This is a genomic window from Dactylosporangium darangshiense, assembly GCF_039537565.1.
In the GTDB taxonomy this organism is placed as follows: domain Bacteria; phylum Actinomycetota; class Actinomycetes; order Mycobacteriales; family Micromonosporaceae; genus Dactylosporangium; species Dactylosporangium darangshiense.
Genome location: NZ_BAABAT010000025.1, coordinates 45,748 through 63,719, shown reverse-complemented (window position 1 = coordinate 63,719; position 17,972 = coordinate 45,748). Strand labels below are relative to the sequence as shown.

General features: G+C 74.3%; 20 protein-coding genes. 10 read left to right on the top strand and 10 right to left on the bottom strand.

Translation table 11 applies throughout. From position 1 onward, the window contains the following. Positions 1 to 4: 4 nt before the first annotated feature. Positions 5 to 607 carry a hypothetical protein gene (locus ABD901_RS35390; RefSeq protein WP_345133713.1) on the bottom strand — a complete coding sequence of 201 codons (603 nt, stop codon included), beginning with the start codon at positions 605 to 607 and terminating at the stop codon, positions 5 to 7. 10 nt (positions 608 to 617) lie between these two features. Then, positions 618 to 1,550: a helix-turn-helix transcriptional regulator gene (locus ABD901_RS35385; protein ID WP_345133711.1), complete on the bottom strand. Its 933-nt coding sequence runs from the start codon at positions 1,548 to 1,550 to the stop codon at positions 618 to 620. A gap of 64 nt (positions 1,551 to 1,614) precedes the next feature. Here ABD901_RS35385 and ABD901_RS35380 point away from each other — a divergent pair, with 64 nt between their 5' ends. The 7 genes from ABD901_RS35380 to ABD901_RS35350 all read left to right on the top strand — a co-directional run bounded on the left by ABD901_RS35380 (position 1,615) and on the right by ABD901_RS35350 (position 8,625). Further along, positions 1,615 to 2,562 (top strand): DNA-3-methyladenine glycosylase family protein, encoded by a 948-nt coding sequence (locus ABD901_RS35380; protein ID WP_345133709.1) that lies wholly within the window; start codon positions 1,615 to 1,617, stop codon positions 2,560 to 2,562. 435 nt (positions 2,563 to 2,997) lie between these two features. Further along, positions 2,998 to 3,837, top strand: coding sequence for a cell shape-determining protein MreB (locus tag ABD901_RS35375; protein WP_345133707.1), 840 nt, complete (start codon positions 2,998 to 3,000; stop codon positions 3,835 to 3,837). A gap of 58 nt (positions 3,838 to 3,895) precedes the next feature. Next, positions 3,896 to 4,213 (top strand): TraR/DksA family transcriptional regulator, encoded by a 318-nt coding sequence (locus ABD901_RS35370; protein ID WP_345133705.1) that lies wholly within the window; start codon positions 3,896 to 3,898, stop codon positions 4,211 to 4,213. A gap of 216 nt (positions 4,214 to 4,429) precedes the next feature. Continuing rightward, on the top strand, positions 4,430 to 5,662 hold the full coding sequence (locus ABD901_RS35365; RefSeq protein WP_345133703.1) for a PucR family transcriptional regulator: 1,233 nt from the start codon (positions 4,430 to 4,432) through the stop codon (positions 5,660 to 5,662). Between the two features lie 73 nt (positions 5,663 to 5,735). Continuing rightward, the gene (locus ABD901_RS35360) at positions 5,736 to 6,875 is read left to right on the top strand and encodes a cation:proton antiporter (RefSeq protein ID WP_345133701.1); all 1,140 of its coding nucleotides are present in this window, start codon (positions 5,736 to 5,738) and stop codon (positions 6,873 to 6,875) included. A gap of 74 nt (positions 6,876 to 6,949) precedes the next feature. Further along, positions 6,950 to 7,552, top strand: coding sequence for an RNA polymerase sigma factor (locus ABD901_RS35355; RefSeq protein WP_345133699.1), 603 nt, complete (start codon positions 6,950 to 6,952; stop codon positions 7,550 to 7,552). A 5-nt stretch (positions 7,553 to 7,557) separates the two neighbouring features. Beyond that, a complete protein-coding gene (locus tag ABD901_RS35350) occupies positions 7,558 to 8,625 on the top strand; it encodes a CU044_5270 family protein (protein ID WP_345133906.1) in 1,068 nt (355 codons plus the stop codon). Positions 8,626 to 8,633: 8 nt separating this feature from the next. On the opposite strand, the gene ABD901_RS35345 is transcribed toward ABD901_RS35350, so the two are convergent. Further along, positions 8,634 to 9,848, bottom strand: a complete 1,215-nt coding sequence (locus tag ABD901_RS35345) for a serine hydrolase domain-containing protein (RefSeq protein WP_345133697.1) — start codon at positions 9,846 to 9,848, stop codon at positions 8,634 to 8,636. 117 nt (positions 9,849 to 9,965) lie between these two features. Between ABD901_RS35345 and ABD901_RS35340 the strand changes: the two genes are divergently transcribed. Beyond that, positions 9,966 to 10,505, top strand: a complete 540-nt coding sequence (locus tag ABD901_RS35340) for a GNAT family N-acetyltransferase (RefSeq protein WP_345133695.1) — start codon at positions 9,966 to 9,968, stop codon at positions 10,503 to 10,505. 1 nt (position 10,506) lies between these two features. Here the strand turns inward: ABD901_RS35340 and ABD901_RS35335 are convergent, their stop codons facing one another. Both ABD901_RS35335 and ABD901_RS35330 read right to left on the bottom strand, forming a co-directional pair. Next, positions 10,507 to 11,316 carry an NAD(P)H-binding protein gene (locus ABD901_RS35335; protein WP_345133693.1) on the bottom strand — a complete coding sequence of 270 codons (810 nt, stop codon included), beginning with the start codon at positions 11,314 to 11,316 and terminating at the stop codon, positions 10,507 to 10,509. Positions 11,317 to 11,347: 31 nt separating this feature from the next. Beyond that, positions 11,348 to 11,677, bottom strand: a complete 330-nt coding sequence (locus ABD901_RS35330; RefSeq protein WP_345133691.1) for a winged helix-turn-helix transcriptional regulator — start codon at positions 11,675 to 11,677, stop codon at positions 11,348 to 11,350. A 53-nt stretch (positions 11,678 to 11,730) separates the two neighbouring features. On the opposite strand from ABD901_RS35330, the gene ABD901_RS35325 reads away from it, so the two are divergent. Both ABD901_RS35325 and ABD901_RS35320 read left to right on the top strand, forming a co-directional pair. Further along, positions 11,731 to 12,270 carry a carboxymuconolactone decarboxylase family protein gene (locus ABD901_RS35325; RefSeq protein WP_345133689.1) on the top strand — a complete coding sequence of 180 codons (540 nt, stop codon included), beginning with the start codon at positions 11,731 to 11,733 and terminating at the stop codon, positions 12,268 to 12,270. 39 nt (positions 12,271 to 12,309) lie between these two features. Further along, entirely contained in the window at positions 12,310 to 13,182 is an 873-nt protein-coding gene (locus ABD901_RS35320) for a hypothetical protein (protein ID WP_345133687.1), read from the top strand. Positions 13,183 to 13,186: 4 nt separating this feature from the next. On the opposite strand, the gene ABD901_RS35315 is transcribed toward ABD901_RS35320, so the two are convergent. From ABD901_RS35315 to ABD901_RS35295, 5 genes are all read right to left on the bottom strand, one after another. After that, positions 13,187 to 13,876 (bottom strand): DUF4386 domain-containing protein, encoded by a 690-nt coding sequence (locus tag ABD901_RS35315; RefSeq protein ID WP_345133685.1) that lies wholly within the window; start codon positions 13,874 to 13,876, stop codon positions 13,187 to 13,189. A gap of 1 nt (position 13,877) precedes the next feature. Then, positions 13,878 to 14,084, bottom strand: coding sequence for a hypothetical protein (locus tag ABD901_RS35310; RefSeq protein ID WP_345133683.1), 207 nt, complete (start codon positions 14,082 to 14,084; stop codon positions 13,878 to 13,880). Between the two features lie 59 nt (positions 14,085 to 14,143). After that, positions 14,144 to 16,798 carry a winged helix-turn-helix domain-containing protein gene (locus ABD901_RS35305; protein WP_345133681.1) on the bottom strand — a complete coding sequence of 885 codons (2,655 nt, stop codon included), beginning with the start codon at positions 16,796 to 16,798 and terminating at the stop codon, positions 14,144 to 14,146. Between the two features lie 347 nt (positions 16,799 to 17,145). After that, positions 17,146 to 17,373, bottom strand: a complete 228-nt coding sequence (locus tag ABD901_RS35300) for a DUF397 domain-containing protein (RefSeq protein WP_345133679.1) — start codon at positions 17,371 to 17,373, stop codon at positions 17,146 to 17,148. A 164-nt stretch (positions 17,374 to 17,537) separates the two neighbouring features. Next, complete coding sequence (locus tag ABD901_RS35295) at positions 17,538 to 17,969, bottom strand: hypothetical protein (RefSeq protein WP_345133677.1); 432 nt, start codon at positions 17,967 to 17,969, stop codon at positions 17,538 to 17,540. Between the last annotated feature and the right edge of the window lie 3 nt (positions 17,970 to 17,972).

The following is a 17,972-nucleotide window of genomic DNA, read 5'->3' as shown; positions in this document are numbered from 1 at the left end:
GGTATCACCGCTGCCAAAGAAACGCGGCGGCGCGGCAGGGCGCGCAGCGGAAGGCGTAGCCGCGGCCGCCGCCGAAGTTGATTTTCGTGTGCCAGTCGTGGCCTTCCTCGAGGGCCATGACGAAGTCCATCGGGCGCTCACAGGACGCGCACGCCGGCGTCTCGTCGAACTGCAGCCATGCCGGCTCTCCGCCGAGGTGCCCGAGCACGTCGGAGCGCGGGCGGCCCGTCCGGCGCGACCACTCGGCGGCGGCCTGCGGGTAGGCGGGCGCGTCAACCGGGACGACCTCGACCGCGGACACCTCCTCCAGCAGCGTCTCGCCCTCGCCGGGCACCGCGGCGGGCTCGGTCGCGTCGGCGCCGAACAGGTACGCGCGGTTGCCGCCGGCGGTCGCGTCCCACTCGTCGCACAGGCCCGGGTCGTTCTGGCACATGAAGATCGACAACAGGTCGCCGCCGAGCCGGACCTGGGCCAGGAACTGCATCGCGCCGTCGCACTCGGTGCACTCGGGCCACGCGAAGCCGGCCGGGACGAGGGGCACCCCGCCGGTGCGGGTGCCCGGTCCGTCGGCCGGCGCGGGGCCGGCATAGGTCATGAGGTCCGCCACCGGGCAATGATCACATGGGGTACATCGCCGCCACCTCGAGGGCGGCCGCCCGCATCGCGTCGCGGACCTCCGGCGGCTCGACGACCTCGAGTCGGGTGCCCAGGCCGAGCAGGCTGCCGACCGCGTGGTTGACGCCGTTGAACGACAGCTCGAGGCGGGTGCCGCCGGCGGCGGGGTTGCGCAGGTGGCGGGCCAGCAGGCGGCGGCACATCGCGGCCGCCTCGGGCCGGGCCTCGGCCACGACCGCGAGGTCGCGCGGGCGGGCCTCGACGCCCTCGCGCAGCGCCGACCAGGCCGCCTCCAGGTCGAAGCCGGGCGGGCGGTGCGCCGGCTCGTCGAGGACGGTGCACGACTCGACCCTGGCCACGCGCAGCAGCGCCGGTTCGGCCGTGACCAGGTACCACACGCCGGCCTTGGCGACGAGGCCCGCCGGGTCGACCGTGCGCCCGGCGCGGATGTCGTCGCTGTCGCGGTACACCATGGAGATCCGCCGCTGCCGCAGCAACGCCTCGTGGATGGCGGGCAGGTGCGGGACCGGCTCGCCGGAGCGCATCCACGGGTCGACGTCGACGAGCACGTGGCTGCGCGCGTCGGCCAGCCCGCCGCGCAGCGCCCGCCCGCCGGCGCCGGTCAGCTTCTCCAGGGCGGTGTCGAGCGCGTCGCCGAGGCCGAGGTCGCCGGCGAGGCGCGCCTGCCCGACGGCGAGCCCGGCGCCCTCGGCCCGGCTCAGGTGCGCCAGCCCCGCCCGGTAGGTGTCCAGCAGCCGGATGCCGCCGCCCCGCCCGCGCTCGGTGTAGACGGGAATGCCCGCGGCGCTGAGCGCCTCGACGTCGCGCAGCACGGTGCGCACCGACACGCCGAGCCGCTCCGCGAGGTCGGGCGCGGCCGCCGTCGGACGGGCCTGCAGGAGCAGCACGAGGGAGAGCAGCCGGTCGCCGCGCATTTTCATACGGTACCGCGGAAAAGATGACAAGGGATGTCGTGTTATGCCGCCGATGCTGGTACGCATGCAGACACGAATCGCGGGCCCGTACGACATGGCCCGGCAGAACGAGTACTTCGGCGGCTGGGTCCGCCCCGCCGACGACCCGCGCTCGATCGTCATGGCCTTCCCGGTCGAGGGCTGGACCCACTCGGCGGCGGTGGTGCTGCGCCAGCACGCCGGCACGGCCACGGTCTCGGGCGAGGTGTACGGCTCCGGTGCCGGCGAGGCGGCGTGGCGGCAGGCCCTGGCCGCGTTGTCGCTGGACGAGGACGGCTCGGGCTTCCCGCGGGTGGGGGAGGCCGACCCGGTGATCGGCGCGCTGCAGGCCGAGCACGCGTACCTGCGCCCGGTGCTGTTCCACTCCCCGTACGAGGCGGCGTGCGCCTTCGTCATCGCCCACCGCATGCGCATCGAGCAGGGCCGCGCGATCCGCGCCCGCATCGCCGCCTTGTGCGGCGAGCCGTTCGAGGTCCCCGGCGCCACCGTGCACGCGTTCCCGTCCCCGCAGGTGCTGCGCCGCCAGGCGTCGCTGCCCGGCGTCGACGCGGAGAAGCTCTCCCGCCTGCACGGCATCGCCGACGCCGCCCTCGACGGCCGCCTGGACCGCGCCCGCCTGCGCGCCATGCCGGTCGCCGAGGCGTACGCCGACGTGAAGCGCCTGCGCGGCATCGGCGACTTCTTCGCGACGGCGATCGTGCTGCGCGGCGCCGGCCGCACCGACGCGCTGCCCGACGAGCCCATCACCCGCGCCGGCATCCGCCGCCTCTACGCCCTGCCGCACGACCCGTCGCCGGCCGACCTGGCCCGGATCTCGGCACCCTGGGCGCCGTACCGCATGTGGTGCTCGGTCCTCATCCACGCCACGCAGCGCCGGTGGCGTGCAGCGGGCGGCGCGCAGCGTTCGCCGCAGTCCGCACCCCGCCACCGCCCACCAGTGCGCACGTCATCGTCGTCGCACTCGTCGACCTGAGCCGTCGGTCCGCGGTGCGGGCTCCGCGATCCCGACATTGCCGGTGATCGGCAACTTGGCCGGCGCGAGGTTGCCGACCGATTCTGGTGTGTACCGGTGACCGGTGGCCGATGCTGGAGGTTCCTTTCGGCACGGCTTGCAGGGGTGGTGACGATGACGGCTGGTGCGTTGTATGGCAGGCGACCTGCCGTCCCGGTCGCAGCCTGCCCCGTGCTGGGCGGTTCGACCGGTGCCGCGCCGGCATGGCCGGATGCCTCTGGGCAGCGAGGGCTCGAGCGCGCGTGCCGGAAGCCGTCGCCGCCCGGCCGAAACGGCCAGTCGACCGCCTGCCGCTGACGTCGGGCCGGCGGCGCACGCGGCGACCGCGTCCGGGACCCACCCGTCGGCTGTTCAGCTGTTCAACGTTCGTCCGTGTTTGGCATGAAAGGAGCACCGGTGCTCACCAGACCGACAGACAACGCCGCTCGGGAACGCCCGGATGACCCGCGGCGTCGTGCCGGGCCGACACGCCCCGCCGACGAGGCCACGCCGCACGAGCCGGCGGCCGTGGGGGTCGACCTCGGCAGCGCCAATACCCGGGTTTGGGCGTCCGGCCGCGGTACGTTGCACGTCACCAACCCGGCGCCGGCCGCTGCGCAGTGGTCCGGCCCGGTCGTCCGGGGCCGGGTCACCGACCCGGAGGCAGTGCGGTTGCGGCTGTCCGGTCTGCTGTGCGGCCGGCGACGGCCGCTGCCCGCCGGTGTCGTGGTCGTGGCCTGCCGACCCGTGGGCGCCGACGCGGAGGCGCAGTTGGCCTTGCGGGAGGTGATGACGACCGTGTTCCAGCCGGCACGGCTGCTGTTCATCGACACCGTGCGTGCCGCCGCGGTCGGTGCCGGCGCGGCGCCCGGCCCGTTGCTGGTCGCCGATGTCGGCGCGCACCTGACCGAGGTCGCTGTGCTCGCGGGCGGCGTTGTCATCGCCGCCCAGCGGCGCGACGTCGGATTGCACGACCACGCCGGCGAACTGGACCCCGATGCGGCGGTCATCGCCGCGGTCACCGAGCTCATCGGTCAGGTGCGCTGTCAGCCCGGCCGGCGTCAGGCCATCGCCGCGGCGATACGCGGGGGCCTGCTCCTCGTCGGTGGCGGCGCAACCCGCCCGCGGCTGGCCGCCCGCATCGCCGGTGCCGCCGGCCTTCCGGTCCGCCGCCCCGCCGCACCACATCTGGCCGCGGTGCGTGGCGCGGGCCTGGCCGCCCTCGCCGCGCTGCGTCGCGGCGCCGTGCGGCTCTGACGGGCAGCGCCTGTCCGGCGCACCGCCACCTCATCCGACAGTTCGATGGGAGACCCGAATGGACATCGACACCGGCCCGAGCATCGCTACGCTGCGGCAGACGCTGCAGACGCAGTTGCGTCAGCACTCCGAGAACCTCACGGTGCTCGCCGCCGCCGACACCGACCCGGGCAGCATCGGCGAGGACCCGCACACCATCGCCGCGCGCACGGTCGCCGCCCGCCACGCGATCGAGGAGATCACCGCCGCGCTGTCCCGCATCACCGCGGGTGTCTACGGCCGCTGCGAACGCTGCACCGATCCGATTCCCGGCGCCCGGCTGGAGATCCTGCCGCACGCCCGGTTCTGCGTGCCCTGCCAGCCCCGCGAACGCTGAGCGGCACCAGGCAGCGCACCACGCAAAGGAGCGACCGTCGCCGTGACGCAGCTTGATCAACCGCAATCGCAGCGGCATCTCGGCACCATCGGTCGGGTTAAACTGCCGGTGACCGGCAACAGAGGCCCCGAGCCGCCATAGCGTTGACGAGCGACGCCGTGTGGCCGGGGTGGAGGCGTTCACCGCGTGGTGCTGCGGGTGGGAGGTGACTGGGGCGTGGCCGACAGCAGCCGACGGCGAGATGCCGCCGATGCGGAACCGCCGCCGGCGCAGCAGGCATGGCTGGCCGACGTCGCCACTGCCGCCGCGGCCGACGCCGGCGGTGTTCCGGTCCAGCTGCTCGGCGACTACCTGCCGATGCTCGCCGACGCGGCGGCCAGCGGACGCCGCCCCAGACGCGCCGAGCTCGATGCGGTGGGCCGGCTCGGCCGGCAGGCCGCCGAGCAGGGCATCTCGGCCGGGCGCGTGGTGCAGCTGTACCTGTCGTCGGCGCGGCGGCTGTGGCAGGACCTGCCCGCGGTGGTGCGCTCCCGCGACAGCGAGGTCGTACGCGCCGCGGCGGCGGCTGTGCTGCACGTCATCGACGACGCCGTCGCCACCCTCGCCGAAGGCTACGCGCTCGCCCGCCGCGACCTGGTCCGCCGGGAGGAGGCGCTACGCCGGGAACTCATCGACGACCTGCTGCGCGGCGATTCTGATCTTGGCAGCCTCGTCGAGCGGGCGGAACCGTTCGGACTCGACCTCGCCCGCGTTCACCAGGTGGCGCTCGCCGCCCCGAGCCGGCGGCTGCCGGACACCGACGCTGCGATCAGCGCCCTCGAAGCGGTCATCTTCGACCGGCTCGGCGACCGCGACGTCCTCGTCGCCACCAAGGAGGGCCTGCTCGTCGTCCTCGCCCCGGCCGAGGCCACCGGGACCGCACCCGCCGGCCACGACAACGACCTCGGCCAGCTCATGCACGGCGAGCTCAACCGCCTTCGGCACGGACGACCGTGGCGGGTCGCCGTCGGCCGCCCCCACCCCGGCCTGTACGGCATCGCACGCTCCTACGAAGAGGCCCGCGAAGCCCTGACCATGGCGGGACGACTGCACACCGACAAAACCGTCGTCACCGCCCACGACCTGCTCGTCTACCGGGTGCTGCTGCGCGACCAGCCCGCCATCGTCGATCTCGTTTCCGCGGTGCTCACCCCGCTGACGCAGGCCCGCGGCGGCCCCGCACCGCTGCTGGACACCTTGGACGCCTACTTCGCCACCGGCGGGGTGGCCACCGAATCAGCCAGACGGCTGCACGTGTCCGTGCGCACGGTGACCTACCGCCTGGACCGGATCAAGACCCTGACCGGCTACGACGCGGTCGACCCGGCACACCGGTTCACCCTGCAGGCGGCCGTGCTCGGCGCCAAGGTCCTCAACTGGCCGCTCGAGACGCTACCAAGCAGCACGTAACCAGCGAGATCGCCGACCCGGCTCGGCGGCGGTGTCGCCGCCGGGCTGCCCGGCGGTGCGCAATAGTGATCGGATGAGCTTCGGCACTCTGGCGGTGGTGTGCGCGTTCGCGCTGCTGGGGCCGCTGCTGGCGTTGCCGCGGCGTTGGCACCTGCCGGTCCTGCTCGGGGAGCTCGTCGCCGGGGCGGCGGTCGGGCGGACCGGCGTGGGCATCGTCGACGCCCGGGACGACACGTTCACATTCCTGGCGAACATCGGCTTCGCGCTGGTGATGTTCGTGGCCGGGACGCACGTGCCGGTGCGCGACCTGCGCCTGCGCGGCGCCCTGCGGATCGGCCTCGCCCGCGCGGCGGGCGTCGCGGCGCTCGCGTGCATTCCCGCGGTACTCCTCGCGAACATCTTCTTCCACACCGGGCATGCGGCGCTCTATACCGTGCTGATGGCATCGTCGTCGGCTGCGCTGATCCTGCCGATCGTTGACGGCCTCGGCCTGGCGGGCAACGCGGTGCTGCAATTGCTGCCGCAGGTCGCGATCGCCGACGCCCTGTGCGTCGTGGCCCTGCCGCTCGCGATCGACCCGCGGCACGCCACCCGGGCGGCACTCGGCGCCGGGCTGGTCCTCGCGGCAACGGCGGTGCTGTACGTGCTCCTGCGGTGGCTTGAGGCGTCGGGCCTGCGCAAACGGGTCCACCGGGTGTCCGAGCGGCGCAAGTTCGCCATCGAGATGCGCGTCAACCTCGTCATCCTCTTCGCGCTCGCGGCGCTGGCGCAGGCGGCGCACGTCTCGGTCCTGCTCGCCGGTTTCTGCTTCGGTCTGGCGGTCGCGGCGGTCGGCGAACCGCGGCGGCTGGCACGGCAGCTGTTCGCGTTGACCGAAGGGTTCCTGGGCCCGCTGTTTTTCGTCTGGCTGGGCGCGACGCTCGACGTGCGGGCGCTCGCCACGGATCTCCGGTCGGCAATACTCGCCGTGGCGCTCGGCCTGGGTGCGGTCCTGGTCCACGTGGCGATGCGGCTGACCGGCCAGCCGTTCGCCTACGGCGGCCTGGCCGCGGCGCAGCTCGGCGTCCCCGTCGCCGCGGCGACGCTGGGCACACAGCTCGGGCTGCTGCGTCCGGCCGAGGCCGCCGCCCTGATCGCCGCCGCGATCCTCACGATCGCCGTGGCCGTGTGGTCCGCCGCGGCCGCGTCGCGTGCGCCGGCCTCGACGCCCTAGGTAGTGGGAACCGCACCTTGGGGGTCGGGCAAGTACCTGGTGTACCGACCGACAGCCGAGAGGCCTGATGCCCCATGACCAGACCAACCGAGACAGCGGTGGCCGCCGAACCCGGGGGCGACGCCGCGATCATCGTGCGGTCCTTGGACGAGCCCGAGCTCTTCGCGCTGATCTTCCGGCGGCACGCGCCGAGCATCCAGCGGTACGTGACCCGCCGCCTCGGCCCGGGCGTCGCGGAGGACGTCTGCGCCGACGTGTTCCTCGCCGCGTTCCGGCAGCGGCACCGCTACGCACCCGACCGGGGCGACGCCGGGCCGTGGCTGTTCGGCATCGCCACCAACCTCATCGGCCGGCAGCGCCGCGCCGAGGTCAGGGCGCTGCGCGCACTCGAACGCACCGGCATCGACCCGGTGACGGAGGGGTTCGAGGTGCGCAGCGACGCCCGGCTCGGAGCCGACGCCGTCAACCGGCGCCTCGCCGCCGCCCTGGCGGATCTGCGCCCCGGCTACCGCGACGCGTTGCTGCTGGTGGCGTGGGGTGACCTCACGTACGAGGAGATCGCGGTCGCACTCGGTGTGCCCGTGGGGACGGTGCGGTCCCGGGTGAACCGGGCTCGAAGCAGGATGCGTGCGGCACTCGGCGGGGCGGACCCGACATCTATCCAGGAGGACCTGTGAACGACATGCGACGGCTGCGCGAGCTGCGCGGCGAAGTGCCGGAGATGTCCGGCGCGGTACTGACGGAGGCCGAACGGTCCTTCGTGTCGATGCTCCGCGCGGAGGGCGCGGGCAGCCGGGCTCCGGCCCGGTCCCGCCGGCCGCTCGTCGTCACGGCCGCGGGCCTGACGACGGCCGCGGCCGCCGCGCTCGCCGTGGCGCTGACCCTGCCGGGCTCGCCGGGCGGCCAGGCCGGCTCGCCGGGCGGCCGGACCGGGACGGGGACCCCACCCACCTCGACCGGCTCGCCGGCACCGGTCGTGCTCAAGCCGGTCTCGGTCGCCGAGGTGCTCGACCTGGCTGCCGCCGCCGGCGACGGGGTCGCACCGGGACCCGGGCAGTTCGTCGTCACCGAGTCGGTCGTGATGGCCACGGCGGAGTTCGGTGACGGTGGTCGCTACCTGTACCGCGCGAAACTCACCAACTGGGTCTCCGCGGACAACACCCGTCCCGGCGCGTCCCGGTCGGAGCAGCTGGAGCCGCTGGCCTATCCGGGCCTGCCCATCCCGCCGCAGGCGCCCCGCGCGGGCACCGTCAACCTGCAACTGGTCTGCCCGGTGAAGGGCGGCGCCGCCCGGCAGGACTACGCCTACTACGCGACCCTCCCGGCGGACCCGAAGGGCATGTTGGCGTACTTCGGGCGATTCTCCGGCGGTGGCGGCGACAAGAACTTCTACCTGTGGAAGGCCGGCGGCGAGCTCGCCGGTGCCGCGATGCCCGCGGCCCAGCACACCGCGGTGTTCCAGGCGTTGAAGCTCATCCCCGGAGCCGCGCTGGTCGGCGACGCGCAGGACGTGGCGGGCCGCACCGGCACCGCGATCGGCTACGTCGACACCCGGTTCGGCCTGCGACGTGAGTTGATCTTCGACCCGGTGACGTTCCGGTTCATCGGCTCCCGCGACGTCGTCGTCGATGCCGCCAAGGCCCAGGCGCCGGTGGGCACCGTGCTCGGCGCGACCGCGCAGCTCTCGGTCACGGTCGCCGACGAGGCACCCGCGGCCCCGCCCGGTCCGAAGCAGGGCGCCTGCGCATGAGCGAAGCGTCAGGCGCACATCACGTCCTCGACCAGGCCCAGGGCCAGGCCGTCCAGGGCGCCGCCGATCGCCGGGTCCGCGAGCGCCGTCGTGCGGTACAGGACCACGGCCCGGTCGCCGGAGGAGCTCACGCCGTTGAAGGTCGTGGTGCCGGGCACATCGCCCGGGTGAGCCCAGAAGCCGCCGCAGCGGGTCGGGACCCAGAAGATGCCCAGGCCGTAGCGCATGCCCTCGCGCACGTCCTGGTAGGTCTCGGCGAGGACGGTGCGGTGCAGGTCGGTCATCTGCGCGGGGCGCAGCAGAGCGCCGCGCTGCAGGGCGAGCCAGAAGCGGGTCAGGTCCCCGGTGGTGCTGACCAGGCCGCCGGCCGCGTCGGCGGCGGTCGGGTTGAACTCGGTGACGTCGACCAGCGCGGCACCGGGGGCGAACTGCTGGTAGGCGTGCGCCGAGGAGGCGGGCAGGGACGGGTGGTCGTACGGGAAGTAGGTGTCGCGCAGGTGCAGCGGGCGGGCGATGCGGTCGCGGACCTGCTCGGCCCACGAGCGGCCGGTGACCCGGCGGATGATCATGCCGGCGAGCACGTAGTTGGTGTTGGAGTAGTCCCAGTGGGTGCCGGGCGCGAAGTTCGGCTCGTGGCGCATCGCGAGCGCGACGAGGTCGGCCGGGTCGTAGTGGTCGTAGCGGTGGCGCTGGTACTCCTCCGGCGAGAGAACCGCGGGGATGTCGTTGATGTAGTTGTACAGGCCGCTGGTGTGCTGCAGCAGCTGCCGGACGGTGATGCGGCGGCCGTCGTTGCCGTTGCCGGTGACCACACCGGGCAGCCAGCGCTCCACCGTGTCGTCGAGGGAGAGTTTGCCCTCGCCGGCCAGCTGCAGTACCACCACGGACACGAACGTCTTCGTATTGCTGCCGATGCGGAACCGCCCGCCGGAAGGCATCGCGGTCGTGCCGGCCGCGTCGGCGGTGCCCGTGCGGGCGGCCACGTCGCGGTGAAGGGTGGCGATCTGACCCTGTGCGCCGATGACGCCTAGGCCGCGCATGTGCTCGAGCGTGCCCTGCAGCTCCTCCCGCAGCCGGTCGCGCGCGGGCGCCGCGGCACCGGTCGCGGGGGCGGCGAAGGCCCGGCCCGCCGGGGCGAGCACCGTCGCGGCGGCCGCGGCCGCGCTGGCCTTGAGCAGCATCCGGCGGCCGTTGCCCCGGCTCGTTGCGATTCGCTCCTGCATCCCTCAAGCCTCGGCGAACGCCGACCCTCGGGCCATCCCGCCAACCGCCCGGCCGGGGGTAGGGCTGCCCCCCGTACGGGTTCCCGGCCGTTCGGGGTCGCGCGTCATCATAGGCCGATGCAACCGATCACCTTCCGCGCCGCGGCGCCCGGCGACGTGCCCGCCCTCGTCGACCTCGTCCAGTCCGCCTACCGCGGCGAACGCAGCCGCGCCGGCTGGACCACCGAGGCCGACCTGCTCGACGGGCAGCGCACCGACCCGCAGATGGTGGCGGCCGCGATCGAGGCCCCGACCGGCGCGGTCCTCGTCGCCGAGTCCGCCGGCGAGCCGATCGCCTGCTGCCAGGTGGAGCGCCACGACGGGTACGCCTACTTCGGCATGTTCGCCGTCGACCCCCAGCGGCAGCGGGGCGGGCTCGGCGCCGCGATGCTGGCGGAGGCGGAGCGGCACGCCCGCGACGAGTGGGGCACGGGCGAGATGCGCATGACCGTCATCGTGCAGCGCGAGGACCTCATCGCCTGGTACGTGCGCCGCGGCTACCGGCGCACGGGCGAGCTCAGCCCGTTCCCGTACGGCGACGAGCGCTTCGGCCGGCCCCGCCGGGCCGACCTGGCCTTCGAGACCCTCGTCAAGCCGCTGACGCCGGCCGTCGCCTGACTCAGGCCAGGGCGGCCGCGACGGCCTCGCGCAGCGTCGTCGCGGGCCGCCCGAGCAGCCGCGGCAGGTCCTCGCTCCGGCGCTCGAGCAGCCCGGCGCGGACGAGGCCGTGCAGGTAGCCCATGGCGCCCGGCGGCGGCTCCTCGCGATGCTGGATGGGAGTCCCGAAATGCTCCTGCAGCACCGCGGCGAGCTCCGGGAACGTCCACAGCGGACCGGTGAGGTCGTAGGCGCGGCCGTCGTGCCCGTCGCCGGTGAGCACCGCGGCGGCCGCGTCGGCGAGGTCGGCGCGCGATGCGGTGTTGAGGCCGCGCCCGCCGGTGCCGCCGGTCAGCTCGCCGGTCTCCGCGGCGGCGCGCAGGCCCGGGTGCACGAACGCGTCGGTGTAGAAGGGGTTGCGCAGGAAGGTGTACGCCAGGCCGCTGTCCCGGATCGCCGCCTCCGTCTCCTGATGGGCGCCCGGCGTGCGCTCGGCGCCGAGGAAGCTCGTGTAGGCGATGCGTCCGACCCCGGCCTTTGCGGCGGCTTCGATCGCGTTGCGGTGCTGCGCGGCGCGCCGGGCGTCGTCGAGCTCCGGCGAGGAGATGAGCAGCAGCCGACCGGCGCCCGCGAACGCCGCCGCCAGGCCCGCGGGCTCGTCGTAGTCGCCCTGGCGGACGGCCACGCCGAGCGCGTCGAGGCCGGTGGCGCGGCCCGGGTCGCGCGCGACGGCGACGATCCGGCCGGCCGGGACGAGGTCGATCAGGCGGCGCAGCACGAGCCGCCCGAGGGCGCCCGTGGCGCCGGTCACCGCGATGGAGTCCGTTGGCACGCGCCAACACTCGTCAAGATCGCCGCGCCCGTCAACGCGATTTCTCCGGCTCCCAGCGGTGCGACCACTCCTGCAGCGGCCCGAGCGCCGCCAGGAGCTCCCGCCCTTGCGCCGTGAGCGCGAGGCCGCCGCGCTCCACGATCGCCGCGTCGCGCAGCTCGGCGAGCCGGTCGGCCAGGACGCTGGAGGACAGGCCGTCGCAGCGGCGCTGCAGGTCGCGGAACGTCGGCACCGGCTCCTCACGCAGCTCCCACAGGATGCGCAGCGCCCAGCGCCGCCCGAGCAGGTCCAGCAGCGCCATGATCGGCCGCCCGCTGCGCGAGCCCCGCACCGCCCGTCCGGGCAGCGGCGTCCCCGTCACACGCCCACCTCCTCTGCTTCGCTTTTCAAAGCAGCTACGGTACCGTATGACGCATGCTTCGGAATCCGAATCACGCGCGGCCGGCGCCCGTCGAGCCGCCCTACGACACGGAGACCGCCGACGCGCTGTCCGCCCTGGGCCCGCCGATCGCGCTGTTCCGCCTGCTGGCCCGCCGCCCCGAGCGGGCGCGCGCGGTGCACGGCGGGGGCTCGTACTACCTGTCGCGCCGCTGCGCCCTGACCCTGCGCCACCGCGAGCTGGTCATCGACCGGGTGAGCGCGCTGTGCGGCGCCGAGTACGAGTGGCGCATCCACGTCGACGCCTTCGCCGCCAAGGCCGGCCTCAGCGACGCCCAGGTGCGCTCCCTGACCGCCGGCGACCCGTCCGACGCGTGCTGGACCGACCCCGCCGACGCGGCCCTGCTGCGTGCCGTCGACGCCCTGCACACGCGCCACGACCTGACCGACGACGAGTGGGCCGGCCTGGTCGCCGCGACGGGGGAGGAGGGCGCCATCGACGCGATCCTCATCTGCGGCTGGTACCACGCGATCGCCTTCCTCGCCCGCGCCGCCCGCCTGCCACTGGAGGCCTGAGCGCGCGCCCGCCTGCGCCGCAGCGCCTATCCTGCTGCGGTGCGACCACGGCTGATCAACGAGGCGCGAGTGCCCCGCGCCTGGCACGTCTCGCCGGCTCTCGGTGGGGGCTGGACCGTCACCGAGAGCCGCGGCACGACGGTGCACCTGTTCGACGCGCAGCTGCGCCCCGTGGCGAGCGTCGCGGTGCCCCTCGAACAGGCCCCGGACTCCGCGCGGGCCGGCGGCGGGCTCATCGTCGCCGGCGACGAGCACGACGTCGCCGCCGTGGGCCTGGACGGGCGCGTGTGGTGGCGCAACAGCTGGGAGGCATACGCCGGCCGCCAGACCGGGGGCGCCGCCTTCGACCTCGACGCCGACGGGGTGCTGTGGGTGCGGCTCGGCTGGCCCGCGGAGATCGTCCTGGTGGACGCCGCGACGGGCGCGGAGTTCGACCGCCTCCCGGCGCGACTCGGGGACGACGACGATGAGGACGACCGGCCCGAGAACAGCCCGGAAGGGGGCCGCCTGCTGACCGCGGAGACCAACGGGTGGCTGACCGTGTGGGACGCCGCCGACGGGGCGCTGCTCGCGCGGCGGCACCTCGCCGATGTGCCCGCCCGGCCGCCGTACCTGGACGCGCTCGACTTCCTCGACCTGAACCGGGCGGTGTTCGTCACCGACGAGTTGGTCCTCGTCGCCGTGTGCCCGGACGAGCTGCCCGGCGACGCCGAGGACCATCTGCTGCTGTCGGCCGGCGGCCTGCGGTGCCGGTCGCTGGTGCGCTACCCGCACCTGATGCGCGCCGGCAGCGTCCACTCCGCGCCAGCGCCCGGGCGGTGGCTCACCCAGGACGACGACGTGCTGCGGCTGTGGCAGCTGGACGGCCGCCTCGACGACGAGCCGCTGCCGGGGCAGCTGGCCCTGGTGTGAGCCGTCAGGCCGTCGCGAGGATCGGCGCCGACGGGCGGAAGCCCTTCACGGTCAGGTAGACGCCGACCGAGAGCTCCCACGCCGCGACCGGGAGGGTCGCCACGGCCGTGATCGGGGACACCTGGTCGAACGCGCCGAACATGACCGCTACCGTGGCGGCCAGCAGCAGGGGGCCGCCGACGAGGCCCATCGCCGGGATGACGCGCGGCACGAGCCGCGAGCGCCACATGAGCGAGCCCAGCAGCAGCGCGTTCAGCGACGCCATGAGGCTCGGCCCGAGCAGGAACGTCCAGTCGCGCACGGCGACGAGCGCGCGGCCGGTGTCGACGAGGGCCTCGGTGTCTGCCGTGCCGTGCAGATCCCGCCGCAGCGTGAGGACGGCCAGGAGGCTCACGACGCCGATCATGATCGTGCCCGCCTCGAGCAGGCGGCTGGTGACGAACCCCAGCGCCGTGGTCTCGTCCTGGCGGCGGACGACCGGGAACAGCGCGACGGCGGTGCCGACGCAGGCCAGGGCGTTGACGATGTCGAGCAGGCAGCCGAGGGTCACGCGGGCGGCAGTGTCGTTGCCGGCGCCGACGATGTACCGAGGATCGTCCAGGACCGGCCCGATGAGGAACAGGGCGGGGAAGGAGGCGGCGAACGTGATCAGGTAGAAGACGCCGCCCAGCAGGGCGGTCTTTCGCGGGTTCAACTCAGGCTCCTTGCGCCGAAGAGGGGTTGACGGACAGCAGAGGCAGTCCGGTGTCGCGCAGCTTGTGCAGCAGTCCGTACAGGGCGGCCTGGTCCTCGACGGGGCCCTCGACGACGGTGACGCCGTCGCCGGTGGTCAGGGTCATCCCGTCGAACCACGCAGCCCAGCGGGGCTCGAGGCGCCCCAGGACCCGGATTTCGTACCGCATGGGCAGCACGGTAGGAATCGATGTGGTGAGCGGACATCACCACACCTGGTGAGCGCCCCTCAGCGCTTGAGCAGTCGCAGCTCGGCGGCCTGGCGCACGGCGGCGCGGCGGCTGTTGACGCCGAGCTTGGCGTAGATGTTCTTCGTGTGGGTGCGCAGCGTGTTCAGCGACACGCTGAGCCGGCGGGCGATGTCTGGCCCGTCGAGGTCGGTGGCGAGCAGCCGCAGCACGTCCAGCTCCCGCTCGCTGAGCGGCTCGGCCAGCGCCGGCGCCGGTCCTGGCGCGGCGGCCTCGTGCAGGCGCCGCGGGTACGCCCACCCGGGGTGCCGCTTGCCGAGCGCCCGCAGCAGCGCGGCCATCGCGTCGCCCTCGGCGGTGAAGACCCGCGCGTAGCCTTCGGGCTCGGCCGCCCGCAACGCCCGCTCGAGGGCCTCCAGTGCCCCGTCGGCGTCGCCGGCCGCCTGACGAGCCAGGGCGAGCAGCGCCAGGACCTCGATGACGGTGCCGCCCCGCCCGCCCGCGTCCGCCGCGTCGAGGAGCCGTTCCAGCAGCGGCCGCGGGTCGGCGTGCTGCGCCAGCCGCACCCGGGCGAGGGTCACGTGCTCGAACTCGCGCAGGTACGACAGCTCGTCGCCGTCGGACAGGCGGTGCTCATCCGCCCACCGCGCCGCCTCGCCGGCCCGCCCGGCGGCGGCGAGGACCCGCGCCCGCAGGGCAGGGATCGGCCGGACGTTGGGGGAGAAGTCGCCGGTGTACACCCGCTGGGCGTCGTCGAGCAGCCCGAGCGCCTCGTCGGTCGCTCCCTGTGCGGCGCGCAGCAGCGCCGTCGCGACCCGCCAGCGGTACGGGTGCTGCGGCAGCCCCGCATGCTCGCCGAGCTCCTCGCACCGGCGCAGGTGCGCGGCCGCGGCCTCGAGGTCGTCGCGCTCGACGGCGAGGTGCGCCAGGCCGGCATGCATGTCGGCGGCGCCCCGCGGCAGCGGCCCGCCGGCGCTCTCGGCCAGCCGCAGCGCCCGCTCGTAGGTGCGCCGCGCCTCGCCGAGCCGCCCCTGCGTGGCGCGGATGTCGGCGAGGGTGATGGAGCAGCCGAGGACGTCCGGGACGTACCCGATGCGCTGCAGCCCGTCGACGCACACCAGGTAGGCCTCGTGCGCACCGTCGAGGTCGCCGCCGGCCCACCGGGCGAGGCCCGCGAGCCCCGACGCCCCGGAGCGCACGAGGTCGTCGCCGGCGGCCGCGCGCTCGATCGCCAGCCGCGCGTTGCCGAGGGTGGCGCCGAGGTCGCCGCGGGCGAGGGCGAGCGCCGCCCGGTACATCGCGATCGCGCCCGGCAGCCGGTCCAGCCCTTCGGCGTCGGCGACGACCATCGCCTCCGCGCCCGGCGCCGCGAGCAGCCGCTCGACGTCGCCGAGGCGCTCCTCGACGCCCTCGAAGTCGCCGCCGGCCATCATCGCCCCCGCGAGCCCCGCCGCCAGCACGGGCCGCCGTTGCACGACGGCGTCGGGCAGCGCGTCGCCCCAGCCGCGGATCGTCGCCTCCTGCCGGGCCTGCCGCATCGCCCGGATCGCCAGCTCCACCAGCTCCGCGGCCCGCTCCACGTCCCCCGCAGCGAGGGCGTGGCGCACCGCCGCGCCCGCCTCGCCGTGCTCGTCGTACCACGCGCTCGCGCGCCGGTGCAGCTCGGCGACCTCCGCGGGTCGTTCGTCGAGCAGCCGGGCCCGCAGCAGGTCGGCGAAGAGGTGGTGGTAGCGGTACCACTGGCGGTTGTCGTCCAGCGGTACCACGAAGAGATTCGCCCGGTCGAGCGCCTCCAGCACGCCCTTGCACCCGCGCTCGCCGGTCACGGCGTCGCACAGCGCCCCGCAAAGCCGGTCGAGGACGGAGGTGCGCATCAGAAACTGCCGGACCTCGTCGCTCTGCCGCCCGAGCACCTCTTCGACGAGGTAGTCGACGATGTACCGGTCGTCGCCGGCAAACCCCGCGATGAACCCGGCGACGTCGCTTCGCCCCTGCATCGACAGCGCGGCGAGCTGCAGCGCGGCGATCCACCCTTCGGTACGCCCCGCCAGCGCCGCGACGTCCCCGGCCGACAGCTCCAGCCCCGCGACGTCGCCGAGGTAGGCCGCGGCTTCGTCGCCGGTGAACCGCAGGTCGGCCGCCCGCACCTCGACGAGGTCACCTCGCGCCCGCAGCCGCGCCAGCGGCAACCCGGGGTCGGCCCGCGTGCTGATCACGAGATGCACCTGCGGCGGCAGATGCTCGACGAGGAACCCCATCCCCGCCTGCACCCCCGCCCCGTCGACGAGGTGGTAGTCATCGAGGACGAGGTCGACGTCGTGCGGTACCACGGAAAGCTCATTGACCACCGTGGCCAGCACGGTCTCGATCGGCGGCGCGGCCCCTTGCAGCAGCGGCACCACGCCGGCCCCGAGCTGCGGCACGACCCGTTGCAGCGCCGCGATGACGTACGCCCAGAACACCTCGGGCCGCGCGTCACTTTCGTCGAGCGACACCCACGCCACGCCCCGCCGCGCGTGGTTGCGGTCGAGCCACCCACTGAGCAGCGTCGTCTTGCCGAACCCGGCCGGCGCCGACACGAGCGTGACCCGCCCGCGCAGGCCGCGCGCGAGCCGCTCGCCCAGCCGCGGCCGGTCGACCAGCTCCCGCCGGGGCCGCGGCACGAACAGCTTCGTCTCGACGAGAGGGCTCGTCACGCCGGCTCCCTCCGTCTTCCCGCGCGGACGTGCCCGATCGTAGAACAACCCCGCCGGTGACGGGCCGGCAGCGCCGCGCAATCGGGAATTGCAAATTGCACGGACTAAATGTTCGCGGGGCTTCTGTGATACGACGGTCGGCCCTCTCGCGAGTAGCGATGTGGCACTATTCCGCCGTTACGTGAATGAATTGACGAAAGTCGCGTACGTGAGGTCATAATTCAAGGAGGTGCATGCGCGAGGGGGATGGCATGTCTGCCCGCAAAACAGATCGATCTCGACCGCACTGTGCGTTTCGTCAACGAGGAGTACCTGCGCGCCATCAAGAATGGCCAGCCGGCACGGTCCTACGAACCGATGCCCGAAACGCCGCTGCCGGTCGCGCCGAGCGAACGGTGAGCGTCGATCGTGCCGTCCTTGACCGCCGCGACGAACGAGCGCCAATCGCCGGCCGCGAATGTCAGAGCGACGGTCGGTTGAACGGAGTCCCGCACGGCGACCAGCGCCCCGCGATCAGACACTTCCACGCAGGTGTGCTCGCTGACGCAGGCGCGGCGCCACGCAGAACGGTTCACCGGACTCCTCAATGAATGCCGTCACCGACGCGCAAACGCCCCCGGCAATTAGGGCCTAAGGGGCGAAACGCTCGGCACGAACATTACCGCAAGATCGCCCCCGTAGGGCGCAGGACTGGCACATGTGTCCGCACGGACTGTAGCGGCCTCTGTGGGGGCGAGGGTCAGGCGGCGTGGAGGGCCTGTTGTTCGGCGTACTCCACCAGCTGCAGCGAGTCCTCCGGCCCCAGGCGGCGCTCGCAGAGGTAGCCCAAGGTCGACCACGTGGTGTCGTCGACCGACTGGGGTGCGAAGGCCTCCAGCAGCTGGGGCTCGCCCAGCTGGGCGCGGATCAGGGCCTCGGCGACCGCCGGGTCGACCTCGACGTCCTCGCGCATCGCGGCGACGAACTCCGCGATCTGGTCCGGGCCGGTGTCCTCGTCGAAGAGGCTGCGGACGGCCAGGCGGATGGCCGCTTGCAGCACCGACGGATCGCGCTCGTCCGGTGGCAGCCCGGCCGCCCGTTCCGCCGCGGCCTGGTCGCCCTGGACCAGCGCCACCACCACTGCGCCTACCCGGGACTGCGGCGCCCAGGCGTCCCCCTGCTCACTCCCCATCGC

Excerpts from the sequence above, each read along its gene's own strand:
- ABD901_RS35385 (WP_345133711.1), bottom strand. The coding sequence starts at position 1,550 with ATGCGCGGCGACCGGCTGCTCTCCCTCGTGCTGCTCCTGCAGGCCCGT.
- ABD901_RS35380 (WP_345133709.1), top strand. The coding sequence starts at position 1,615 with ATGCAGACACGAATCGCGGGCCCGTACGACATGGCCCGGCAGAACGAG.
- ABD901_RS35370 (WP_345133705.1), top strand. The coding sequence starts at position 3,896 with ATGGACATCGACACCGGCCCGAGCATCGCTACGCTGCGGCAGACGCTG.
- ABD901_RS35360 (WP_345133701.1), top strand. The coding sequence starts at position 5,736 with ATGAGCTTCGGCACTCTGGCGGTGGTGTGCGCGTTCGCGCTGCTGGGG.
- ABD901_RS35355 (WP_345133699.1), top strand. The coding sequence starts at position 6,950 with ATGACCAGACCAACCGAGACAGCGGTGGCCGCCGAACCCGGGGGCGAC.
- ABD901_RS35350 (WP_345133906.1), top strand. The coding sequence starts at position 7,558 with ATGCGACGGCTGCGCGAGCTGCGCGGCGAAGTGCCGGAGATGTCCGGC.
- ABD901_RS35345 (WP_345133697.1), bottom strand. The coding sequence starts at position 9,848 with ATGCAGGAGCGAATCGCAACGAGCCGGGGCAACGGCCGCCGGATGCTG.
- ABD901_RS35340 (WP_345133695.1), top strand. The coding sequence starts at position 9,966 with ATGCAACCGATCACCTTCCGCGCCGCGGCGCCCGGCGACGTGCCCGCC.
- ABD901_RS35325 (WP_345133689.1), top strand. The coding sequence starts at position 11,731 with ATGCTTCGGAATCCGAATCACGCGCGGCCGGCGCCCGTCGAGCCGCCC.
- ABD901_RS35310 (WP_345133683.1), bottom strand. The coding sequence starts at position 14,084 with ATGCGGTACGAAATCCGGGTCCTGGGGCGCCTCGAGCCCCGCTGGGCT.
- ABD901_RS35295 (WP_345133677.1), bottom strand. The coding sequence starts at position 17,969 with ATGGGGAGTGAGCAGGGGGACGCCTGGGCGCCGCAGTCCCGGGTAGGC.